At 71.6% G+C, this 16991-nt stretch carries 19 protein-coding genes; 7 read left to right on the top strand and 12 right to left on the bottom strand.

The annotated features are described in order from the left end of the window. Position 1 precedes the first annotated feature (1 nt). The 3 genes from menE to ABZV94_RS26830 are packed head-to-tail and all read right to left on the bottom strand — an operon-like array spanning position 2 to position 3312. The gene (gene menE / locus ABZV94_RS26820; RefSeq protein ID WP_356344567.1) at positions 2–1507 is read right to left on the bottom strand and encodes an o-succinylbenzoate--CoA ligase; all 1506 of its coding nucleotides are present in this window, start codon (positions 1505–1507) and stop codon (positions 2–4) included. Between the two features lie 12 nt (positions 1508–1519). Further along, a complete protein-coding gene (locus tag ABZV94_RS26825; RefSeq protein ID WP_356344569.1) occupies positions 1520–2395 on the bottom strand; it encodes an amidohydrolase family protein in 876 nt (291 codons plus the stop codon). Beyond that, positions 2395–3312 carry an SDR family oxidoreductase gene (locus tag ABZV94_RS26830; RefSeq protein ID WP_356344572.1) on the bottom strand — a complete coding sequence of 306 codons (918 nt, stop codon included), beginning with the start codon at positions 3310–3312 and terminating at the stop codon, positions 2395–2397. Before ABZV94_RS26830 ends, ABZV94_RS26825 begins: the two co-directional genes overlap by 1 nt. Positions 3313–3551: 239 nt before the next feature. Between ABZV94_RS26830 and ABZV94_RS26835 the strand changes: the two genes are divergently transcribed. The 3 genes from ABZV94_RS26835 to ABZV94_RS26845 all read left to right on the top strand — a co-directional run bounded on the left by ABZV94_RS26835 (position 3552) and on the right by ABZV94_RS26845 (position 5444). Further along, a complete protein-coding gene (locus ABZV94_RS26835) occupies positions 3552–4013 on the top strand; it encodes a MarR family transcriptional regulator (protein WP_356344610.1) in 462 nt (153 codons plus the stop codon). A gap of 10 nt (positions 4014–4023) precedes the next feature. Further along, complete coding sequence (locus ABZV94_RS26840) at positions 4024–4800, top strand: IclR family transcriptional regulator (protein WP_356344574.1); 777 nt, start codon at positions 4024–4026, stop codon at positions 4798–4800. Between the two features lie 158 nt (positions 4801–4958). Beyond that, the gene (locus tag ABZV94_RS26845) at positions 4959–5444 is read left to right on the top strand and encodes a TetR/AcrR family transcriptional regulator (RefSeq protein WP_356344576.1); all 486 of its coding nucleotides are present in this window, start codon (positions 4959–4961) and stop codon (positions 5442–5444) included. Between the two features lie 115 nt (positions 5445–5559). Here ABZV94_RS26845 and ABZV94_RS26850 read toward each other — a convergent pair whose 3' ends face one another. The 8 genes from ABZV94_RS26850 to ABZV94_RS26885 form a co-directional block, all read right to left on the bottom strand. Continuing rightward, positions 5560–6393, bottom strand: coding sequence for a PIG-L family deacetylase (locus tag ABZV94_RS26850; protein WP_356344578.1), 834 nt, complete (start codon positions 6391–6393; stop codon positions 5560–5562). Between the two features lie 354 nt (positions 6394–6747). Continuing rightward, positions 6748–6981 (bottom strand): hypothetical protein, encoded by a 234-nt coding sequence (locus tag ABZV94_RS26855; protein ID WP_356344580.1) that lies wholly within the window; start codon positions 6979–6981, stop codon positions 6748–6750. An 83-nt stretch (positions 6982–7064) separates the two neighbouring features. Next, the gene (locus ABZV94_RS26860; RefSeq protein WP_356344583.1) at positions 7065–7694 is read right to left on the bottom strand and encodes a hypothetical protein; all 630 of its coding nucleotides are present in this window, start codon (positions 7692–7694) and stop codon (positions 7065–7067) included. A 40-nt stretch (positions 7695–7734) separates the two neighbouring features. Next, positions 7735–8691 carry a hypothetical protein gene (locus ABZV94_RS26865; RefSeq protein WP_356344586.1) on the bottom strand — a complete coding sequence of 319 codons (957 nt, stop codon included), beginning with the start codon at positions 8689–8691 and terminating at the stop codon, positions 7735–7737. A 343-nt stretch (positions 8692–9034) separates the two neighbouring features. Continuing rightward, positions 9035–9433, bottom strand: coding sequence for an STAS domain-containing protein (locus ABZV94_RS26870; protein WP_356344588.1), 399 nt, complete (start codon positions 9431–9433; stop codon positions 9035–9037). Beyond that, positions 9430–10515 carry a cobalamin-dependent protein gene (locus ABZV94_RS26875; RefSeq protein WP_356344590.1) on the bottom strand — a complete coding sequence of 362 codons (1086 nt, stop codon included), beginning with the start codon at positions 10513–10515 and terminating at the stop codon, positions 9430–9432. Before ABZV94_RS26875 ends, ABZV94_RS26870 begins: the two co-directional genes overlap by 4 nt. Beyond that, on the bottom strand, positions 10515–12185 hold the full coding sequence (locus tag ABZV94_RS26880) for a PP2C family protein-serine/threonine phosphatase (RefSeq protein WP_356344612.1): 1671 nt from the start codon (positions 12183–12185) through the stop codon (positions 10515–10517). The genes ABZV94_RS26875 and ABZV94_RS26880 overlap by 1 nt, the downstream gene beginning before the upstream one ends. A gap of 247 nt (positions 12186–12432) precedes the next feature. Further along, positions 12433–12825, bottom strand: a complete 393-nt coding sequence (locus tag ABZV94_RS26885; RefSeq protein ID WP_356344593.1) for a MerR family transcriptional regulator — start codon at positions 12823–12825, stop codon at positions 12433–12435. 98 nt (positions 12826–12923) lie between these two features. Here ABZV94_RS26885 and ABZV94_RS26890 point away from each other — a divergent pair, with 98 nt between their 5' ends. The 4 genes from ABZV94_RS26890 to ABZV94_RS26905 all read left to right on the top strand — a co-directional run bounded on the left by ABZV94_RS26890 (position 12924) and on the right by ABZV94_RS26905 (position 15521). Beyond that, positions 12924–13358 carry a hypothetical protein gene (locus ABZV94_RS26890; RefSeq protein WP_356344595.1) on the top strand — a complete coding sequence of 145 codons (435 nt, stop codon included), beginning with the start codon at positions 12924–12926 and terminating at the stop codon, positions 13356–13358. A gap of 202 nt (positions 13359–13560) precedes the next feature. Then, on the top strand, positions 13561–13875 hold the full coding sequence (locus ABZV94_RS26895) for a hypothetical protein (RefSeq protein ID WP_356344597.1): 315 nt from the start codon (positions 13561–13563) through the stop codon (positions 13873–13875). Between the two features lie 95 nt (positions 13876–13970). Then, on the top strand, positions 13971–14858 hold the full coding sequence (locus ABZV94_RS26900; RefSeq protein WP_356344600.1) for a YihY/virulence factor BrkB family protein: 888 nt from the start codon (positions 13971–13973) through the stop codon (positions 14856–14858). A gap of 111 nt (positions 14859–14969) precedes the next feature. Then, a complete protein-coding gene (locus ABZV94_RS26905) occupies positions 14970–15521 on the top strand; it encodes a MarR family transcriptional regulator (RefSeq protein ID WP_356344603.1) in 552 nt (183 codons plus the stop codon). Between the two features lie 23 nt (positions 15522–15544). Here the strand turns inward: ABZV94_RS26905 and ABZV94_RS26910 are convergent, their stop codons facing one another. Further along, on the bottom strand, positions 15545–16732 hold the full coding sequence (locus ABZV94_RS26910) for a PP2C family protein-serine/threonine phosphatase (protein WP_356344605.1): 1188 nt from the start codon (positions 16730–16732) through the stop codon (positions 15545–15547). Positions 16733–16991: the final 259 nt, after the last annotated feature.

A 16991-nucleotide genomic window follows, 5' to 3' on the forward strand; every position in this document is an offset into this window, starting at 1 on the left:
TCTAGGAGGTGGTGCCGTACCGGGAGCGGACACGGGATTTCAGGAGCTTTCCGGAGGCGGTGCGCGGGAGGGCGTCCGTGATCACCACCGACTTGGGGATCTTGTACTTGGCCAGCCGGCCGGAGAGTGAGGCGATCACCTCGTCCGGGTCGAGCGTTGCGCCCTCGCGGGGGACGACGACCGCGCGCGGCACCTCGCCCCACTTGTCGTCGGGCACGCCGATGACGGCGCACTCGACGATGTCGGGGTGCGCGAGGAGCTGGTCCTCGATCTCGGCGGGGTAGATGTTCTCGCCGCCGGAGATGATCATGTCCTTCATGCGGTCGACGATGTAGACGTACCCGTCGTGGTCGACGCGGGCCGCGTCCCCGCTGCGGAACCAGCCGTCGGCGAAGACGGCCGCGGTCTCCTCCGGCAGCCCCCAGTAGCCGGACATGACGTGCGGGCCGCGCACCACGACCTCGCCCGTCTCGCCGACGTCGACCGGTGCGAGGTCAGGCCGCACCACGCGTACGTCGCTGAAGAAGTGCGGCACACCGGCCGAACCCGCCTTGCCGACCGCGTGCTCCGCGTCCAGGAAGAGGGTGCCGGGCGCGGCCTCCGTCATGCCGTAGCCCTGGAGGAAGGTCAGCCCGCGCTCCTGGTACCGGGCGATCAGCGGGGTCGGGACCGGGGAGCCGCCGCAGGTGAGGATGCGGAGGCTGGACAGGTCGGCTCGCTCCCAGCGCGGATGCCGGGCCATCTGGTCGAACATGGTCGGCACCCCGAACATGAAGGTGATGCGGTGGCGTTCGATCAGGTCGAAGGTGGCGTCCGGGTCGAAGGACTCGACCAGGACGCAGGTGCCTCCCTTGAGCAGGACGGGCAGGGTGAGCATGTTCAGTCCGGCCGTGTGGAACAAGGGGGCGCAGACCAGGGCGCGTTCGTCGGCGGTCAGGTCGTGGTCGACGAGGACGTTGAACGCGTTCCAGACCAGGTTGCCGTGCGTGAGCATGGCGCCCTTGGGCCGGCCCGTGGTCCCCGAGGTGTACATGATGATGCAGGTGTCGTCGAGGGGCACGGGCTGGTCGATCGGCTCGTCGCCGGCTGCGGCCAGCAACTCCTCGTAGGCGGGGCCCACTTCCACGACCGTGCGTACACCGGTGCTGTCCGGCAGCCCGGCCACCAGCGGGGCGGACGAGGGCGCGTGGAGGAGGGCCTTGGCGCCCGAGTCGGCGAGCTGGTAGGCGATCTCGGGTGCGGCCAGGCGGATGTTGAGCGGGACGAAGACCGCGCCGAGGGTGCCCGCGGCGAACAGCGTCTCCAGGTAGGCGGGGTGGTTGGGGCCGAGGTAGGCGATCCGGTCGCCGCGGCGGATTCCCCGGGCGTGCAGGGCGTGCGCGAGTCGGGTGGTGCGTTCGTGCAGCTCGGCGTAGGTGACGCTGCGGTCGCCGTGGATCAGGGCGGTGCGGTGCGGGGTCTTGCGGGCCCGGCGTGCGGGCCACGACCCCAGTCCCTCGTTGCGCATCTCACGGCCCCTTCACGCGTGCGTCAGTCCGAGCAGCCGGGCGGCGTTCTCCTTGAGGATCTTCGGGCGCACTTCGTCCTTGATCGGCAGCTTCGCGAAGTCGGCGAGCCAGCGGTCGGGGGTGAGGACGGGGAAGTCCGAGCCGAAGAGCACCTTGTCCTTGAGCAAGGTGTTGGCGTACTGCACGAGTTGGGGCGGGAAGTACTTCGGCGACCACCCGGACAGGTCGATGTGCACGCCGGGTTTGTGCGTGGCGACCGCGAGGGCCTCGTCCTGCCAGGGGAACGACGGGTGCGCCAGGATGATCTTCAGGTGGGGGAAGTCGGCGGCGACGTCGTCCACGTGCAGCGGGTTGGAGTACTTCAGCCGGATGCCGCCCCCGCCGGGAACGCCGGCGCCGATGCCGGTCTGGCCCGTGTGGAACAGAGCGATGGTGCCGGTCTCCTCGATGACCTCGTACAGGCCGTAGGCCACCGAGCGGTCGTCGGGGAAGAAGCCCTGGATGCTGGGGTGGAACTTGAAACCCTTCACCCCGTACTCCTCGACCAGGCGCCGGGCCTGCTTCACGCCGGCCCTGCCACGGAAGGGGTCGATGGAGGCGAACGGGATCAGCACGTCCGGGTTGGCGGCGGCGGCCTCGGCGACCTCCTCGTTGGGGACCGGCTCGGTGCCGGTGGCGGACTCGGCGTCGACCGTGAAGATGACGGCGGCCATCCTCCGTTCGCGGTAGTACGCGGCCGTCTCCTCCAGGGTCGGCTTCCGGTTGCCCTCCACCTTGAAGTAGGCGGAGGAGGCGTCGTGCAGGTCGTCGTCCAGCGAGGCGTGCCCCTTGGAGGAGACTTCGGCGTGGGTGTGGACGTCGATCGCGACGAGTCCGTCCAGGTCCATCACGCCTCCGGGAACTTCGGCGCGGGGATGCCGACGGTCTGCGGTGCGGCGCCGACCGAGGTGGCCCACACGTCGGCGAGGGCGTCCGGGGACCAGCCGCCGTCCGCGTACGCCGCGGTGATCTCCTGCGGATGCGACCAGAGGGCCACCTTGTCACCGCCGATGCCGATGGCCTGGCCGGTCACGCCGCGCGCCGCCTCGGAGGCGAGGAAGGGGACGAGAGCGGCGCAGTCCTCGGGGGTGCCGAAGCCCTCGCCCTTGCGGAGGAAGTCGGGCAGCGGCTCGCCGTTCCTCATGGCCGCGATGTAGGGGGCGAAGGCCGGGATGGTCTCCGTCATGGCGGTGGCGGCGACCGGGACGATCGCGTTGACGGTGATGTGCGCGCGGGCCAGCTCCATCGACCAGGTGCGGGCCATGGCAGCGATGCCGGCCTTGGCGGCGGCGTAGTTCGTCTGCCCGAAGTTGCCGCGCTGTCCGGCCGGGGAGCCGACCAGGATCATCGTGCCGCCCTCGCCCTGCTCGCGCATCCGGACGGCGGCTGCTCGGGCGCAGGTGAACGTACCGCGCAGATGGGTGGTGATCACCGCGTCGAAGTCGTCATCGGTCATCTTCCACAGCACCTTGTCGCGCAGGATCCCGGCGTTGGTGACCAGGATGTCCAGGCGGCCGAACTCCGCCACGGCGCGGGCCACCAGCCGGTCGGCGGCCTCGCTGGTACCGACCGCGACGGCCTCGGCCACGGCCTTGCCGCCCGCCTCGGTGATGGACTTCGCGGCTTGCCCGGCGACGGCCTCGTCGACGTCGTTCACGACCACGGCGGCGCCGTGGGCGGCGAGGGCGTGGGCGTAGGCCAGGCCGAGGCCACGGCCGCTTCCGGTGACGACGGCCACCTTGCCGGTGAGATCGATGCTGGGCACGAGCGGGTCCCTTCCGGAGGGGTCGGCCGCCGGGCGGCCGGCGGCGGGTGCGCCTGCGGCCCGGGCGGCGTGCGGTCCGGGATCGAAGCTAAGGACAATCATTGTTGTCGTCAATAGTTGTTGCAAGCCTGCCCGTGCGGCATGCTGTGGGGCAGCACATCCGTATGTCCCGCCTCCGGACGGAGGCCCGGCCCAGGGAGCCCGCCATCACCGGCCAGCAGCACGCCCCAGAACACGCCGTGGGTTCCGCCCCGATCGACGCCCGGGAGCCGTGGATGCGCGGGCTGCACGCGGACACCGGCTATCTGCTGTACCGGCTCGGACTGCGCTCGGGCCAGCTGTTCAACGCGTTCCTCCAGGAGTCCGGCCTGCGGCTGCGCCACTACGCGCTGCTGCGTTTCCTCGCCACCTCCGAGGGCGCCCTGCAGCGGGAGTTGAGCACCTCCCTCGGCTACGACCCGAGCGCGATCGTCGGCCTGGTCGACGACCTGGAGAGGCTGGGTTTCGCCGAGCGCCGCCCTGCCCCGGACGACCGGCGCAGCCGAATCGTCGTGCTGACCGAAGCCGGCCGGGCTTTCCTGCGCGACACCGACGAGGCGGGTTCGCGGGTCACGGGCGAACTGCTCCGGCCGCTCGACGCCGAGGAGCGGGACGTCCTGCACACGCTGCTGCTGAGGGTCGCCGAGAGCGGGCTCGGGTGACGCCGTCCCGATGACCGCCGACGCGTTGCCCCCGCGGACGGTGCGCTCCGCACCGGACCGGCTGCTCGCCGTGCTCGCGGCCTTCGACCACGCGCATCCGGCGCTCTGTCTGACCGACATCAGCCGCCGGGCCGGGCTCACCCTCACCACCACGCACCGACTGGTGGGGGCACTGACCGCGTGGGGCGCCCTGGAGCGGGACGCGGAGGGTCGCTACCACGTGGGCCTGAGGCTGTGGGAGGTCGCGGCGCTCGCCCCGCGCGGGCTGGCGCTGCGGCAGGTGGCGCTGCCGTACCTGGAGGACCTGTACGAGGCGACGCACGAGAACGTGCAGCTGGCGGTGCGCGACGGCGGGGACGTCGTGTACATCGAGTGGCTCTCCGGGCGCTCCGCGGTCGGCGTCCACATCCGGGTGGGCGCCCGCTGGCCGCTGCACGCCACCGGGGTCGGGCTCGTGCTGCTGGCCCACAGCGGGCAGCCGTTCCAGGAGGCGTACTGCGAGGGGCCGCTGGCCGCGTTCACCCCGTACACCGTCACGGACCCCGCGCGACTGCGCCGCGAGCTGGCCGAAGTGCGGCGGTCGGGCGTGGCGGTGAGCAGCCGTCAGATCACCGAGGACGCCCTGTCGGTGGCGGCCCCGGTACACGGCCGCGACGGTGGGGTGACGGCGGCGGTGTCGATCGTGGTCCCGCACGCGACGGCCCAGGTCCCCGCGCTGGTCCCGGCGGTACGGCTCGCGGCGCGGGGGATATCACGGGCGCTGGGGTGGCAGCCGGAGGCACGCTGAGCCGGGGTTCACACGGTTCGGGCACCGGGGATTGCCTCGCAGGAGCCGTGTGCGAAAGGGCGCGGGGATCAGCCGGCGCAGCACGAGACCGGCTGCCGGGGTCCGAACTGACCGATGAGTCAGCGCCCGAGGCAAAGTTTGGCCGGAAGTGATCCGACGTGCTGGCCCAGCGCATGCGGATCGCGGGCATGGAGCAACTCGTCGCGCAGGCACGGACCGCACTCGCGGAGGAGCCCCACCCCTGGGCCGCGCTCGTCCGCTTCTTCCGCGACGCGCTGACCGACCAGGGGACGGGCGGTCCGCTCCTCCCCCTGGTCGGTGGCCGGCTACCGGCCACCGACGAGGTGCGGACCGCCGCGGAGCGGCTGCGCGCGGCGCTGGACGACCTGGTGGACGGCGCGCAGCGGGCGGGCGTGCTGCGCGCCGACTTCACCTCCGCCGACATCCCCCTGCTGCTCGAACACCTGACCCCGCAGATCCCCGTGACCGGCGAGCGTGCCACCGCTCTGCACCTGCGCTACCTCGACCTGGTCCTCGCCGGACTGCGCACCCCGGACGCCGGTCAGCTCATGCCCCCGCACGGCCCGGCTGCGCAATGGGACGAACTCCGGCAGCTGTGGAACGCGCCGGAAAGCGGAGGCTGACCTACCGTCACCGCGAGACGGCGCAACCGCACACCGGCTCCTCCGGTACGACGGTGTCGGGCTCGATCGCGCGCCGTGCGGTCGAGGCGCTTTCCCGCCCGGTCGGACGGATGGATCAGCGCAGTCCGGCGAAGAGATCGTTCTCGGGTATGGCCGCGCCGGTGGTGTCCTGGACACGTACGAAGGTCTCCATGCCCATCAATTCGCCGAACCTCTCCTTTCCCATCTTGAGGAAGAAGATGTTCTCGCCCTGACTGGCGTGCGCGGCCAACGCGTCGAACTTCTGACCGCTGAACGCGGTGGTGTCCACCCACGTGGTGATCTCGTCGTCGGGGAGGCCGATCTCGGCCATCGCGGCGGCCTCGGCCGGATCGGGCTCCGGCATGTCCTCATGGAACTCGCGCATGATCTCGCCGAACCGCTGCATCATCGAGCGGGGCATCGTGGTCCAGTACACCTTCGGTGTCAGCTCGGTCATCTCCAGTGCCGCCATCGTGATGCGGTGGGCCTGGATGTGGTCGGGGTGGCCGTAGAAGCCGTTCTCGTCGTAGGTGACGACCACATCAGGCCGGTAGTGCCGCATGAGTTCCGCGAGCCGGGCCGCGCCTTCCCGCACGGGGGTCTGCCAGAAGGATCCGGTGGCGTCGTTGCTCGGCCAGCCCATCATCCCGGAGTCGGCATAGTCCAGCGTCTCCAGATGGCTGACCTTCAATACGGCACAGCTCGCCACGAGTTCTTCACGGCGCATCAGGGCGACCGCCGCCGGATCGTGCCCGGGGTCGCCCGGCTTGACGCCTCCGGGTCCGTCACCGCAACGGCCGTCGGTACACGTCACGAGCACCGTGCGGATGCCCTCCGCCGCGTACCGCGCGAGGATCCCTCCCGTTCCGGTGGCCTCGTCGTCGGGGTGGGCGTGCACAGCCATGAGCGTCAAGGGCCGGTCCGTCATGAAAGTCTCCTGTAGGAATACGTCTTGGTCCGAGTGTGCGGCCGGTGTACCGCAACGTCGGGGCGCGGATTCTGGTGCGGCGCCAGTCTCTCAGCCGGTGCAACCGTGCCGACCGGACCGGCTGTTCCCGGCACGGCCGTTTCGGCCTTTCGCCACGCCGGTGGGAACCTCCCCGCATCTGCGGGACGGCCCTCTCCCCACCTGGCGCACACCGGCCGACTCACACTGCGGCTGGGGCGTTTCCCGCGGATCATCTGAGTGGGGCCGGCACCCGCCCCGAAGCCGAGCCGCTGGCCGAACGGCGCGGCCGGTCCCGTCGCCGTCGGCTCAACGTAGGCTCCGTTAGGGGCCGTTTCACGGATACACGGGCGTCACCATCGGCTCGCAGTCGTGATCGCAGGTGACGTCGGACCACACCGCCAGCCCGAGCAGCACGAGGAACAGCGCGGCCAGGGTCGACGCGGCCAGGAGGCGCCAGGGCACGGGCCGCGCCTCGGGGCGTCGGAGCCGTCGCCCGCCGACGATCAGCGCGAGCACGGCGAGGACGGGGAGCAGAGTCCCCAGGACACCCAACAGCACAGGCAGCACGGTCGGCCTTCCTCTGAGCGTGCGTCGAACCGGAGGACCAGCGGGGCCCTCGGGCACGCCGTCCCGATGAGCCCGCCCGGCGATCAGAGCAGGGCGTGCGTGAGACATCCGGCGTGCGGGAACGGCTTGCGGTTGCCGGTCATCGGGAGGATCTCGGCTCGCCGGCGGCGGGCACCCGGGGCGGCACGGGTCAGCACGGCCATGGCGTTGACGCCGCGGGAGCGCTCGCCGCGGTACCGCTCGACGGCGCGCTCGGCGTCCTCACCGACGGCGGTGAGGATCTCCTGGACGAAGCAGAAGGGGCAGCCGCGCTCCAGCCGCGCGGCCATGACGGGAAGGCGTTCCCCTCGCGTCCGGACAGCGACGAATCCGGTGCTCGACACCCCCACCGTGGTCGACTCGGGACCGTCCGGTCCGCACACCGCGAGCACGCGCTGCCGCAACTGCTGCTCCTCGACCACCGGGATGGAGGGGGCCACCGTCTGCAGGACGGTGGCCGCGACCGCACCCAGCACGCAGAACCCGGCAATCACCCAGGCGACGACCGCCATCCACCCCGGGGTCCAGCACTCGGCGGCGAACGTGCCGACCCCGGCCCACACCCCCACGCCCAGCCGGTCCCGCCAGCGGGGCGGGTCGTGTCGCAAGATGCGCAGCAGGTCCCACAGTGCCAGCGCCAGGGACACCAGCACGGCGCCGTAAGCGGCGTTCACTGCCACCTCACCCGGCTCTGCTCAAGGGGCCCCGGTGCCGTCATGCGAGCTCCTTCGCCACGTCCCACACCCGCGGGGCGTCGTCGTAGCCCGCGGTGACGACCAGGGGCGGCCCGTCGAAGGGCCGCACCTGGCAGGCCGCCCGGGCCCAGCCGTGTCCGCTGAGCAGACCGGCGAGGTCCGTGCCCAGGGCGCCGAGGTACTCGCCCGTGGAGGGGTCCCGCACGGCGGTCCCGGGGCCGTCGCCGCCGACCACGAGCAGCCGGCGCTCACCGACGTCCGCCTGGCAGAGGGCGTACACCGGTCCGCTGCCTCCCGTCAGCGCCCGCGCTTCCTGGCGTTCCTCCAGGTCCCACAGCCGCACGATGCCGTCCCGGCCGCCCGAGGCCAGCAGGGTGCGGTCGCCGTCGGAGACCTCGCAGAGCGTCCACACGAATCCGCGGTGCCCGGTCAGCTCCGCATGGCGCTGCCCCGACTCGGGGTGCCAGACGGTCACGGAGCCGAGGCCGTGCCCGGCCGCGATCAGCGTCCGGCCGCCCGTCCGTACCGCGGACGGGGCGAAGATCCACCCTCTTCCGGAGCCGGTGTCGATCGCGCGCACCAGGCTGCCGTCACTGGGATCCCACAGGCGTACGACGCGGTCGGCGCCCGCCGACGCCAGCAGCTCCTGCCCGGAAACGCACACGGTGCACAGGGCGTTCACCCAGCCGCGATGCCCCTTCAGCCGGACCGGGGGTTCGCTCGGCGCGCCGGGGTTCCACAGGCAGAGGACGCCGCGCCGGCCGCCGGACGCCAGCCGCGTCCCCCCGTCCACGGGGACCTCGCACAGCGCACGGATCCATGCGCGCGAGCCGGTGATCACCGCGATGTCCTCGCGGGCCGACGGGTCGGCGAGCCGGATCACCTTGCGGTGCCCGGAGTAAGCCACCAGGCGGTGGTCGCCGACCGTCACCTCGCACACCGCCTCGTAGCTGGGCCGGAACCGGAATCTGCCCAACCTGCCCTCCCCCGCACCGACGCCCTGTGTTGTGGTGCTGCTCCGATCCTTCGGGGCGTGCGCAGTCACGACAACCGCCTTGCTGCGTAGATCGGTTACGCATTTTGCGGACCGCATGTGCGTGCCGGACCGCTACCGGTTCGTCCGTCGCGCCGATGCACCGGTGGCCGGGCCGTCGAGGTGGGCGGCCGACCGCAGCCGGCTGGGCGGGCAGGGTGCGGCCCTGCCGCCGCCATGTCACGACCACGCGGCGAGGCGCGGCAGCTGGAGCACCGGCACGGCCGGTCGTCGTCACGCGGGAGCAGCGGTGCCCCTGCCCAGCCGGCTCGCCGGCAGGGCGTGGTCAGGTGACGCCTGCTCCGGTGAGGCCGTCGTCTTCCTCCGCCCGCTGAACCCGAGGGCCGTGGGGTGGTGCGGTGAGATGGTCCAGGACATCGGTGAAGTGCAGCACGCGGTCGAGGTGGGCCGGCCTGTTGTCCAGGTGGAGGGTGGCGCCGAGTGCGCTGGTGCGGCGGTGGATCATGAGCAGGGCCGTCAGTCCGGAGGAGTCGATGTACGCCAGCTCGCGGAAGTCGAGCCGGACGTCGGCGGGCGGTGGCTGGCCGCCCGTGAGCTGTCGACTGACCTCACTGAGCAGGTCGTCGCTGGTGTCGTAGTCGAGTTCGCCACCGACCATGACGGTCAGCGTGGTGGACTCGCGGCGGACGGTCACGGTGAGTCCGCTGGGTGGCAGGTGTGTCATGCGTGTATGTCGGGGTCGGGGACGGGACGGATGGTGTGCTCGGTCAGGGCGGTCCTCCCGTGGTCGAGCATCTTGAGGGCGCGGGGAAAATCGTGGAGTTGGCCGGCCAGGGCGTCGAGTCCGGTCGGCAGCGAGTGGGCGGGCACGCCCCGGACCGTGAGGATGCCGGCGGTCCAGGTCAGGAAGGTCGTGAACAGGTCGGGGTCGTCGACGTAGAGGGCGGTGGCCAGGAAGTCGACGATGTGGGCGATGTCCTCGGCGGTGCGTTCGTGCTGGGCGCTGCTGTAGGCGCGCATGGCGGGGTAGCGGTCGTGCAGATCGGCAAGGGTCTGCTTGACGATCTGGGTCCGGGACTGCGCGACCAGGGTGTACTCCTGGTCGGCCAGGTGCGGAAGGTCGTCCACCGTGAGCCGGATGGCCGAGGCGTCCGGTCGCGGTATGCCTGCCGCCAGGACGGCGACCGCGGCCCGGGCGTCGGCCGCCCATCGGTCGGCCCCCAGAGCGGCGGCGTAGCGGCCTTGGGGGCCGAAGGCGCGGCCCCCGGCCAGGACGGGGACCCCGATGGCCTGGCAGGCGGTGACGGCGGCATGCGCGGTCGGCAGGTGGGTGGGGATCGATCCGGACAGCAGGACCGCGTCGGGGTTGGTCAGGTGCAGGTGGGTGACGAGGTGTGAGGTGGGGGTCTGGGCACCGAGGTAGTCCACCCGCCAGCCGTGCAGGGTGAGGACCTCGGCGACCAGGCGGGCGGGCAGCGCGTGCCATTCCCCGTCCACGCAGGCCACCGTCACCCGGCCGCGGTCAGGTGCCGGCCGGGTGGCGCTCGGACGGTGGGCGAGGGAGGCGATGACCCGCTCGTTGATGGCGGTGGCGGCGTGCTCCTGGGCGACGCTGATACGGTCCGCCGCCCATTCGATGCCGACTTTCTCCTGCACCGGCGCGATGACCTGGAGCAGGAGCGTCTCCTGGCTCACCCCCTGGGCCAGGGCGTCGTGGACGGTCGCGGCTGCTCGGTGCTCGTCACCGTCCATCACGGCCTGCCACAGCCGTTGCACCGCACCGGCCGTCGCGGTGGGCTCGCTCACTACCTGCTCCTCCTGGTCGGTCCACCGCTCGCATGGCCGTTGACGATACTCAGCGCGCCGGTCTTCGGGGCGGTGATGGCCATGACGGCCATGTCGTCGTGACGGCCGTTGCCCAGCCACTGCGCGGCCAGCATCTGTACCCGCTCCACCACCGCTTCCGCCGGCATACGCGCGCACTCGGCAAGCGCCCGCTTCAAACGGTCCTCACCGAACAGCTCGTCGCCCAGCGGGCCGCCGCGGGCCTCGGTGATCCCGTCGGTGTACAGCAGGCAGGTCTCGCCGGGCGCGAGGACCGTCTCGACGGTGCGCGCGGTGACCGTCGGCAGGGCGCCGACCAGGGTGCCGCGGGTGTCGGCCTCCTCCACGGTGCCGTCGTTGCGAACGATGAGGGGCGGCATGTGTCCGGCACTGGTCAGCCGCAGCTGCGCCCGGCCGCCGCGGCGGCGTACGGAAGCCAGCGCGAGGGTGGCGAAGCGGGCGTGGTGGGAGCTGAGCAGCGCGCTGTTGAGCAGGTTGAGGATGTGCTGGTGGTCCTCGGCCAGCGGCAGCAGAGCGTGCAGAGTGTTGCGGATCTTGCCGGTCAGGACCGCCGCGTCCAGGCCTTTGCCCGCCACGTCACCGAGGACGACCAGCGTCTCCTCGGAGGGGCTGGCGCCGGGGTGGACGTCGTAGAAGTCGCCGCCGACCCGCTCGTGGTCCTTGGAGGTCCGGTAGCTGCCGGCGTACTCCACGCCGTGCACCGTGCGCAGCGTGGGCGGCAGGAGGTCCTGCATCAGCGTCGCGGTGATCGTGGCCTGCTCGGTGTAGAGGCGAGCGGCGGACAGGGCCGCGCCGGCGCGTGCGGCGAACAGGCGGGCGAAGACTTCCTCGCCCTCGGTGAAGGCCTGCTCCGTGCTGGAGCGCAGCAGGATGAGCGCGCCGGCGGGGACGCCGTGTCCGGGCAGCGGAGCGACGATGACGGAGCCGACCGGACCGGCGAGGCCGTCCGGGATCGCCCAGTCGGGGATGTCGGCGGGATTGATCCAGCGGGCCGGCACTGGCGGGAACCCCTGCAGCGCCTCTCTGAGCCCGGGCACACGGGCCACGTCGACCTGCCGGCTGGTCTGGACGACGGGGCCGCCCTGGCAGGCGTAGGTGAGGGAGCAGCGCCGGCCCTGGGGTGGCGCTATCAGGACGGCGGCTTCGGCGAGATGCTCCGCGGCCATGGAGGCGGCGACCTCCATGCAGCGCGGCACGTTCAGCGTGGACAGCAGCGTGCTGGACGCCTGCGACAACACCTCGGAGCGGCGGCGCGCATCGCTGAGCGCCTGTTCGGCCAGGCGGCGGTCGGTGGCGTCGACCAGCCACCACACCACATGGCCCTGGCTGACGGTGGGGTGCGCCTCGAAGTAGCGGGCGCCGATGGCTCCGTGCGGGGCCTCGGCGGCAGTGCCTGGGGGGATTGCGGCGATGGCCCGCCGATGGGCGTCGGCAAGCCAGGCCGGTACCTGCTCGGAGAACGGAGCGTCGCTCACCGCGTCCGGCAGTGCCAGCCGGGCCGCGTCGTTCAGGCGCACGAGATGGCCATGCCGGTCGGAGACCAGCACAGGATAGGGAGCCTCAGTCCAGGCCGGGCCGGGCTGTCGGCCCGCCTCGGGTGGACTGGCGGAAAAGCTGCGGGAAGCAGTCACAAACAGAGGCACGCACGGTGCGCACCTCACCACCTTCCTGCCATACGGAAACAGATGTCCTCCGGCAACAGTCCCGCACGGGCCGCGGCCATGGCAAGCCGTCCGGGAAAGGCGCACGCAAACGCCACAAAAGACTTGGCGTTAGACAGGCGGTCACATCGCAGGATTCGGGCACCGTTGCGTTTTCCACACCTGCCGCCGGCGATGCTGTCACCCGGCTCAGCGAGAGGTCGCTGACGCGTTCTCATCAGCGCGGTGGCCGCCTCTGCGCCGCGCCCTCTTGCGGTACTGCTGCCCGCAACGGGCATCCCGTGCTCACGCGGGCGGAGAGTTCGGCGCGCAGGGTGGTGAGTTCGGCCATACGGGCATCGACAACCTTGATCTTTTCCTCGAACAGCGCGGACAGCGCTTCCGCGGCGTCCGGCGCGGCGCGCAACTCCTCGCTGTTCCTGGCGATCTCCGCCAGGGAGAATCCGAGTGTCTGCGCGGTGCGGACATACTGCAGCCAGGCCACTGCCTCGGGCGGGAAGTCGCGATATCCGTTGGCCAGGCGGCGGCCGGCGATGAGACCGACCTTCTCGTAGAACCGGATGGTGTCCCTGGTCATCCCCGTCCGCGCGGCCAGCTCTCCGATGCGCATAGCCCAGCGCCCCCCTTCGCTTGATGAGCTTGACCTTGGACCGTACTCCACTGTTTAGCGTGAGGAGCCGCTGACACCACACCGGCAGGAGCCTCCCCATGAAGCGTCTCGTCGCCCCCGCACGCCCCGCCTATCGTCGTCTCGTACGCGCGAGCGCCTGGTACGACCTCGCCGTCACCGCGGGTTTCGCGACACCGTGGACGTACACGCTGGTGCACGGCGCGCTCTCTTCATCCGCCGGGACATTCGGGCTGGGTGTCCTGCCCGAACCTGACCTGTGGCAGACCCTGTACGCGAACCTGATGGGTTCGGTCGTGCTCGTCTGGGCCACTCTGCGCATCGTCCGGTCGTTGCCGCTGCACGGACTGTTCGACGGCGTCGCGCGCATTCTGTTCTCCACCTGGATGGCCTACGCGCTGGCCCACGGCGCCTCGCGGATACTGTGGCTGTTCCTCACCTTCGAGGTGGCTTGGGGAGTCGCCCAGCTCGTGCCGTGGCTGCGGAACCGGGACACCGGCCTGGTCGCACCTTGACGCGGCGGGGCACACGGCTGCCGCCGGAAGCTCCCGGTCGCCGTGCCGTCAGCGAAAGGAGCACCCCGGCTTCGCCGCGCGCAGCCACGAGGCGGCCCGGGGTCGCCCGTCCGGACGACACCGGGATGCAGTACCCGCGCACTTCCGTACGGTCGTTTGCAGGGCTGGAACACCCTCCGACCTGCCCATGAGGAGGCGCGCCATGCGTCGCATCTGCTCGACACTCACCATATTCGGGGCCGCCGGGATGCTTGCGGTCACCGTTCCCGGATCGGCGTTCGCCACGAACGGATTCCTCCGCATCGGCGGAGTCGTGCACGACCACCCGCTCGGGTGCTACGAGGTCGTTCAGCTGTCCACCGTGCTCAACTTCACGGACGTCCCCGTCCGCGTCCACAACGTCCCGGGGTGCCAGGGCAACGTCGTCCAGATCATTCCCCCGGGGCTGGCGACGCAGGTGCCCGGGACGCACAGCATTCTCGTCCAAGACCCGTTCAAAGACACGTTCAGCCCCTGAGATGACGCTCACGCATGACGGTGACGTTTCCGGGAAGGCGACTCGCAGTCGTGGCCGAGGAGATGACGGGGCGTCGGGGGTGAGAGCATCCGCTCATGGATGACGCAGACGGTCGTGCGGCCAGATGGTGGGCGGCGCTGCGCCGGACGCCGGTGGCCGTGTGGAACGACGACGTCACCGACTGGGCCGCCGCGCTGACGTACTACGCGGTCCTGGCGTTGTTTCCGGTCCTGCTGGTGATTCTCTCGATCGTGGGCCTGACCATCCCGACGGCGGAACCTCAGGTCATCGACCGCATGTCGCAGGCCGCCCCGGTCGCCTCCCGCGCTCTGCTGCGCAGCACCCTGCGGCAGATGGCCGGACAGCCGTCGACGGCGTGGACACTGATCTTCCTGGCGGGGTCGGGGGCGCTGTGGTCGGGCTCCAGCTATCTGAGCGTCTTTCGCCGCGCCTTGCACGCCATGCACCGGATCAGCGCGGACCGGCCCGTCTGGCGCACCGCGCCGCGGATCATCACCACGGCCCTCGTCCTGATCTCTCTGCTCCTCACGACCACCCTCGCCCTGTTCCTCACCGGCGGCCTGGCCCGGCGTCTCGGCCGGGCGCTGGACCTGGGCAGCGGGCCGCAGGTCGCCTGGGACACACTGCGCTGGCCCCTCGTGGCGGGGGTCGCCGTGGCCCTGGTGCTGGTCCTCTACCGCTCGGGCCCCGCGCCCTCCCGTCCCGTGCGGAGGATGGCGCCGGGCGGCGCCCTGGCAGTGGTTCTCCTGTTGGCCGTCTCCCTCGGATTCGCCGTCTACACCTCTCACGTCACGACGTATCACCGTCTGTACGGTTCGCTGGCGGGCGTCGTCGTCTTCCTGGTCTGGCTGTGGCTGTCCAACCTGGCCCTTCTGGTCGGCGCCCAGTTCAACGCGGAGCTGGCGAGGCCCGCACGGGGGAAGGGAGCCGACCGTCCGGTACCTGTCACGCAGCGCCCGTAGCCGCCGTCCGAGTGGTGAGCAGGCCGCTCAGGTGGGCCTGCCCGGGCGGCCGGGTGGTCCCGGGCCAGGAACATTGCTTGCCCTCCGGCCTCTCGGGTACAGCGAGAGACTATGGGGTGTGCCCGCAGCACCCGGATCCCGGATCTTACGGAAAGTGATGTGTTCGTGACTCTTCCCGGTGGCGCCGACGATCGCGCTGAGGGCTCGAGTGACGAGCCGAGCGCGGGCGCGCGCCAGATCGCCGATGCCGTGGAGTGTCTTGCCAACCTGTGGTCCATGGCCGCTCAGGAGGCGGCTGTACGGCTGTCACTCCACCAGCTGCGGGCGCTCAGGGCCCTGGAGACGCAGCCTGAGGTGAATCTCACGGGGCTGGCGGAACGGCTGGACATAGGGCTTCCCACGGCCAGCCGGCTGTGTGACCGGCTGGAGGCGGCCGGGATGCTGGAGCGTTCGGCACACCCGCACAACCGCCGTGAGGTGCAGCTGAGCCTCACGGGCCAGGGACGCCGTGTCCTGCGAGACGTGGCCCGTCGGCGTACCCAGGCCCTGGCGGGTGTGCTGGCGCGGATGTCGCCCGCGGAGCGAGCGGCGCTGGTCCGCGGCATGAAAGCTTTCTTCACAGCGCAGGGTGAGGCGCCTCCCCGGCCACCGGAGACTCCGTAGGGGCCGGCGGTTCGGTCGTGCTCTCAGGGCGTCCCGCCGGGGCGGCCGTTCCAGTCGACGCAGACGACGGCGGCGTCGGCGAGCAGATCCTCCTGGCCCACGTGTTCCAGCAGCCCGGCGACGACCGATCGTGCCGTCTCGTGGGGGGGTGTCTGCCGGGTCGCGCTCAGGATCTGGCGCAGGACGCTCTCGCCGAAGATCTCTCCGCTTGCCGAGCGGGTGCCGTGGACGCCGGTGCTGATGGCGACCAGGCGGTCACCCGGCTCCACATGGAACGTCTGCTCCTCGTAGAGAGTCTCCTCGAACATGCCGAGGGGCAGCTGGGCCTCGAGTTCCACGCGTTCGATCGTGGTGCCGCGCAGCCGGTAGAGCTGCGGGGACCCGGCGTCCACGGCGCACACCCTGCCGGTGGCGAGGTCGAAACGCAGCAGGAGCGTGGAGGCGTACGACGTGCCCCCGTACTGGGAGTAGACGGCCTGGTCGGCCAGGCACGCCTGGTCCGCGAGGCCGATGCCGGCGCGGCGGGCGTTGCGCAGTGCCCCGACGGCGAGGTTGGTGAGCAGGGCGGCGTCGATGCCCTGGCCCATGCCGTCGGTGACGGTGAGGGTGAGGTGCTCGGCGCTGGTGGCCCAGTCGAAGTTGTCGCCGCCGACGGCGTAGGCCGGTTCCAGGTGGGCGCCGATGACGTACTCGTCGCGTACGCACCCCCGGCCCGGGAGGAGCTGCCACTGCATTTCGGCGGCGAGGGTGAGGCGACGGGTGCGGCGGACTTGGAGGTACAGGTCGGTGTCCCGGTCGGCCGTGGCGAGCTCATGGCCCAGCGCCGTGGCGAAGTCGCCGAGCCGCAGGACCGTGCCCGGGTCGGTGGACGTGTCGGGGACGCGCACACAGAGCACGCCGAGACGATCACCACGGACGGTGATGGGCAGGTGAACCAGCTCGGTGGCCGGTTCGGCGGTGACTTCGATCACCGGTTTCTGCGTGGTGAAGGCGGTACCGGCGGGACCGTCGTGCGCGGAGACCGGATCGCCGGTGTGCGGCAGGTGGGTGACGGGTTGCAGGACGGTCAGGCCGTAGTCGGCGAGGAGGATCGTCGCGTCCCGGGCGCCGAAGCGCTGCGTCAGCAGGCGGTCGGCGGTGGCCACGAGGGCGTGGGGCGGAGCCGCGCGCAGCTGGGCTTCCACGGACGGTGCCGGTTCAGAGCCGTTCACGGCTTCTCCATCCTCTCCCCTGGTGACCTCCACGCTATCGCGTTCGGGGGCCGACTCCCGCGGGATGGGCACAGCGATGACGGACGCCCGTCCTCGCCTTTGCCGGTGGGCGCCCTGCCGGTGGACGCCTCGGGTCCTTCGCGTCGCGTGCCTCGGGCACACGGGCGGCGGACCGGCTGTGCGGCCCGGGGTCCGCGGGGCAGCCACCCCTTCCGCGGCCGGCCGCGGTGGGACGGGCGCCCAGGCGGCCCGGAGCCCG

This window comes from Streptomyces sp. NPDC004658, from assembly GCF_040609555.1.
Lineage (GTDB): Bacteria > Actinomycetota > Actinomycetes > Streptomycetales > Streptomycetaceae > Streptomyces.

Coding starts and splice junctions, on each gene's coding strand:
- ABZV94_RS26900 (WP_356344600.1), top strand. CDS start 13,971: ATGGATGACGCAGACGGTCGTGCGGCCAGATGGTGGGCGGCGCTGCGC.
- ABZV94_RS26885 (WP_356344593.1), bottom strand. CDS start 12,825: ATGCGCATCGGAGAGCTGGCCGCGCGGACGGGGATGACCAGGGACACC.
- ABZV94_RS26870 (WP_356344588.1), bottom strand. CDS start 9,433: ATGACACACCTGCCACCCAGCGGACTCACCGTGACCGTCCGCCGCGAG.
- menE (WP_356344567.1), bottom strand. CDS start 1,507: ATGCGCAACGAGGGACTGGGGTCGTGGCCCGCACGCCGGGCCCGCAAG.
- ABZV94_RS26890 (WP_356344595.1), top strand. CDS start 12,924: ATGAAGCGTCTCGTCGCCCCCGCACGCCCCGCCTATCGTCGTCTCGTA.
- ABZV94_RS26825 (WP_356344569.1), bottom strand. CDS start 2,395: ATGGACCTGGACGGACTCGTCGCGATCGACGTCCACACCCACGCCGAA.
- ABZV94_RS26840 (WP_356344574.1), top strand. CDS start 4,024: ATGACCGCCGACGCGTTGCCCCCGCGGACGGTGCGCTCCGCACCGGAC.
- ABZV94_RS26850 (WP_356344578.1), bottom strand. CDS start 6,393: ATGACGGACCGGCCCTTGACGCTCATGGCTGTGCACGCCCACCCCGAC.
- ABZV94_RS26905 (WP_356344603.1), top strand. CDS start 14,970: ATGGGGTGTGCCCGCAGCACCCGGATCCCGGATCTTACGGAAAGTGAT.
- ABZV94_RS26895 (WP_356344597.1), top strand. CDS start 13,561: ATGCGTCGCATCTGCTCGACACTCACCATATTCGGGGCCGCCGGGATG.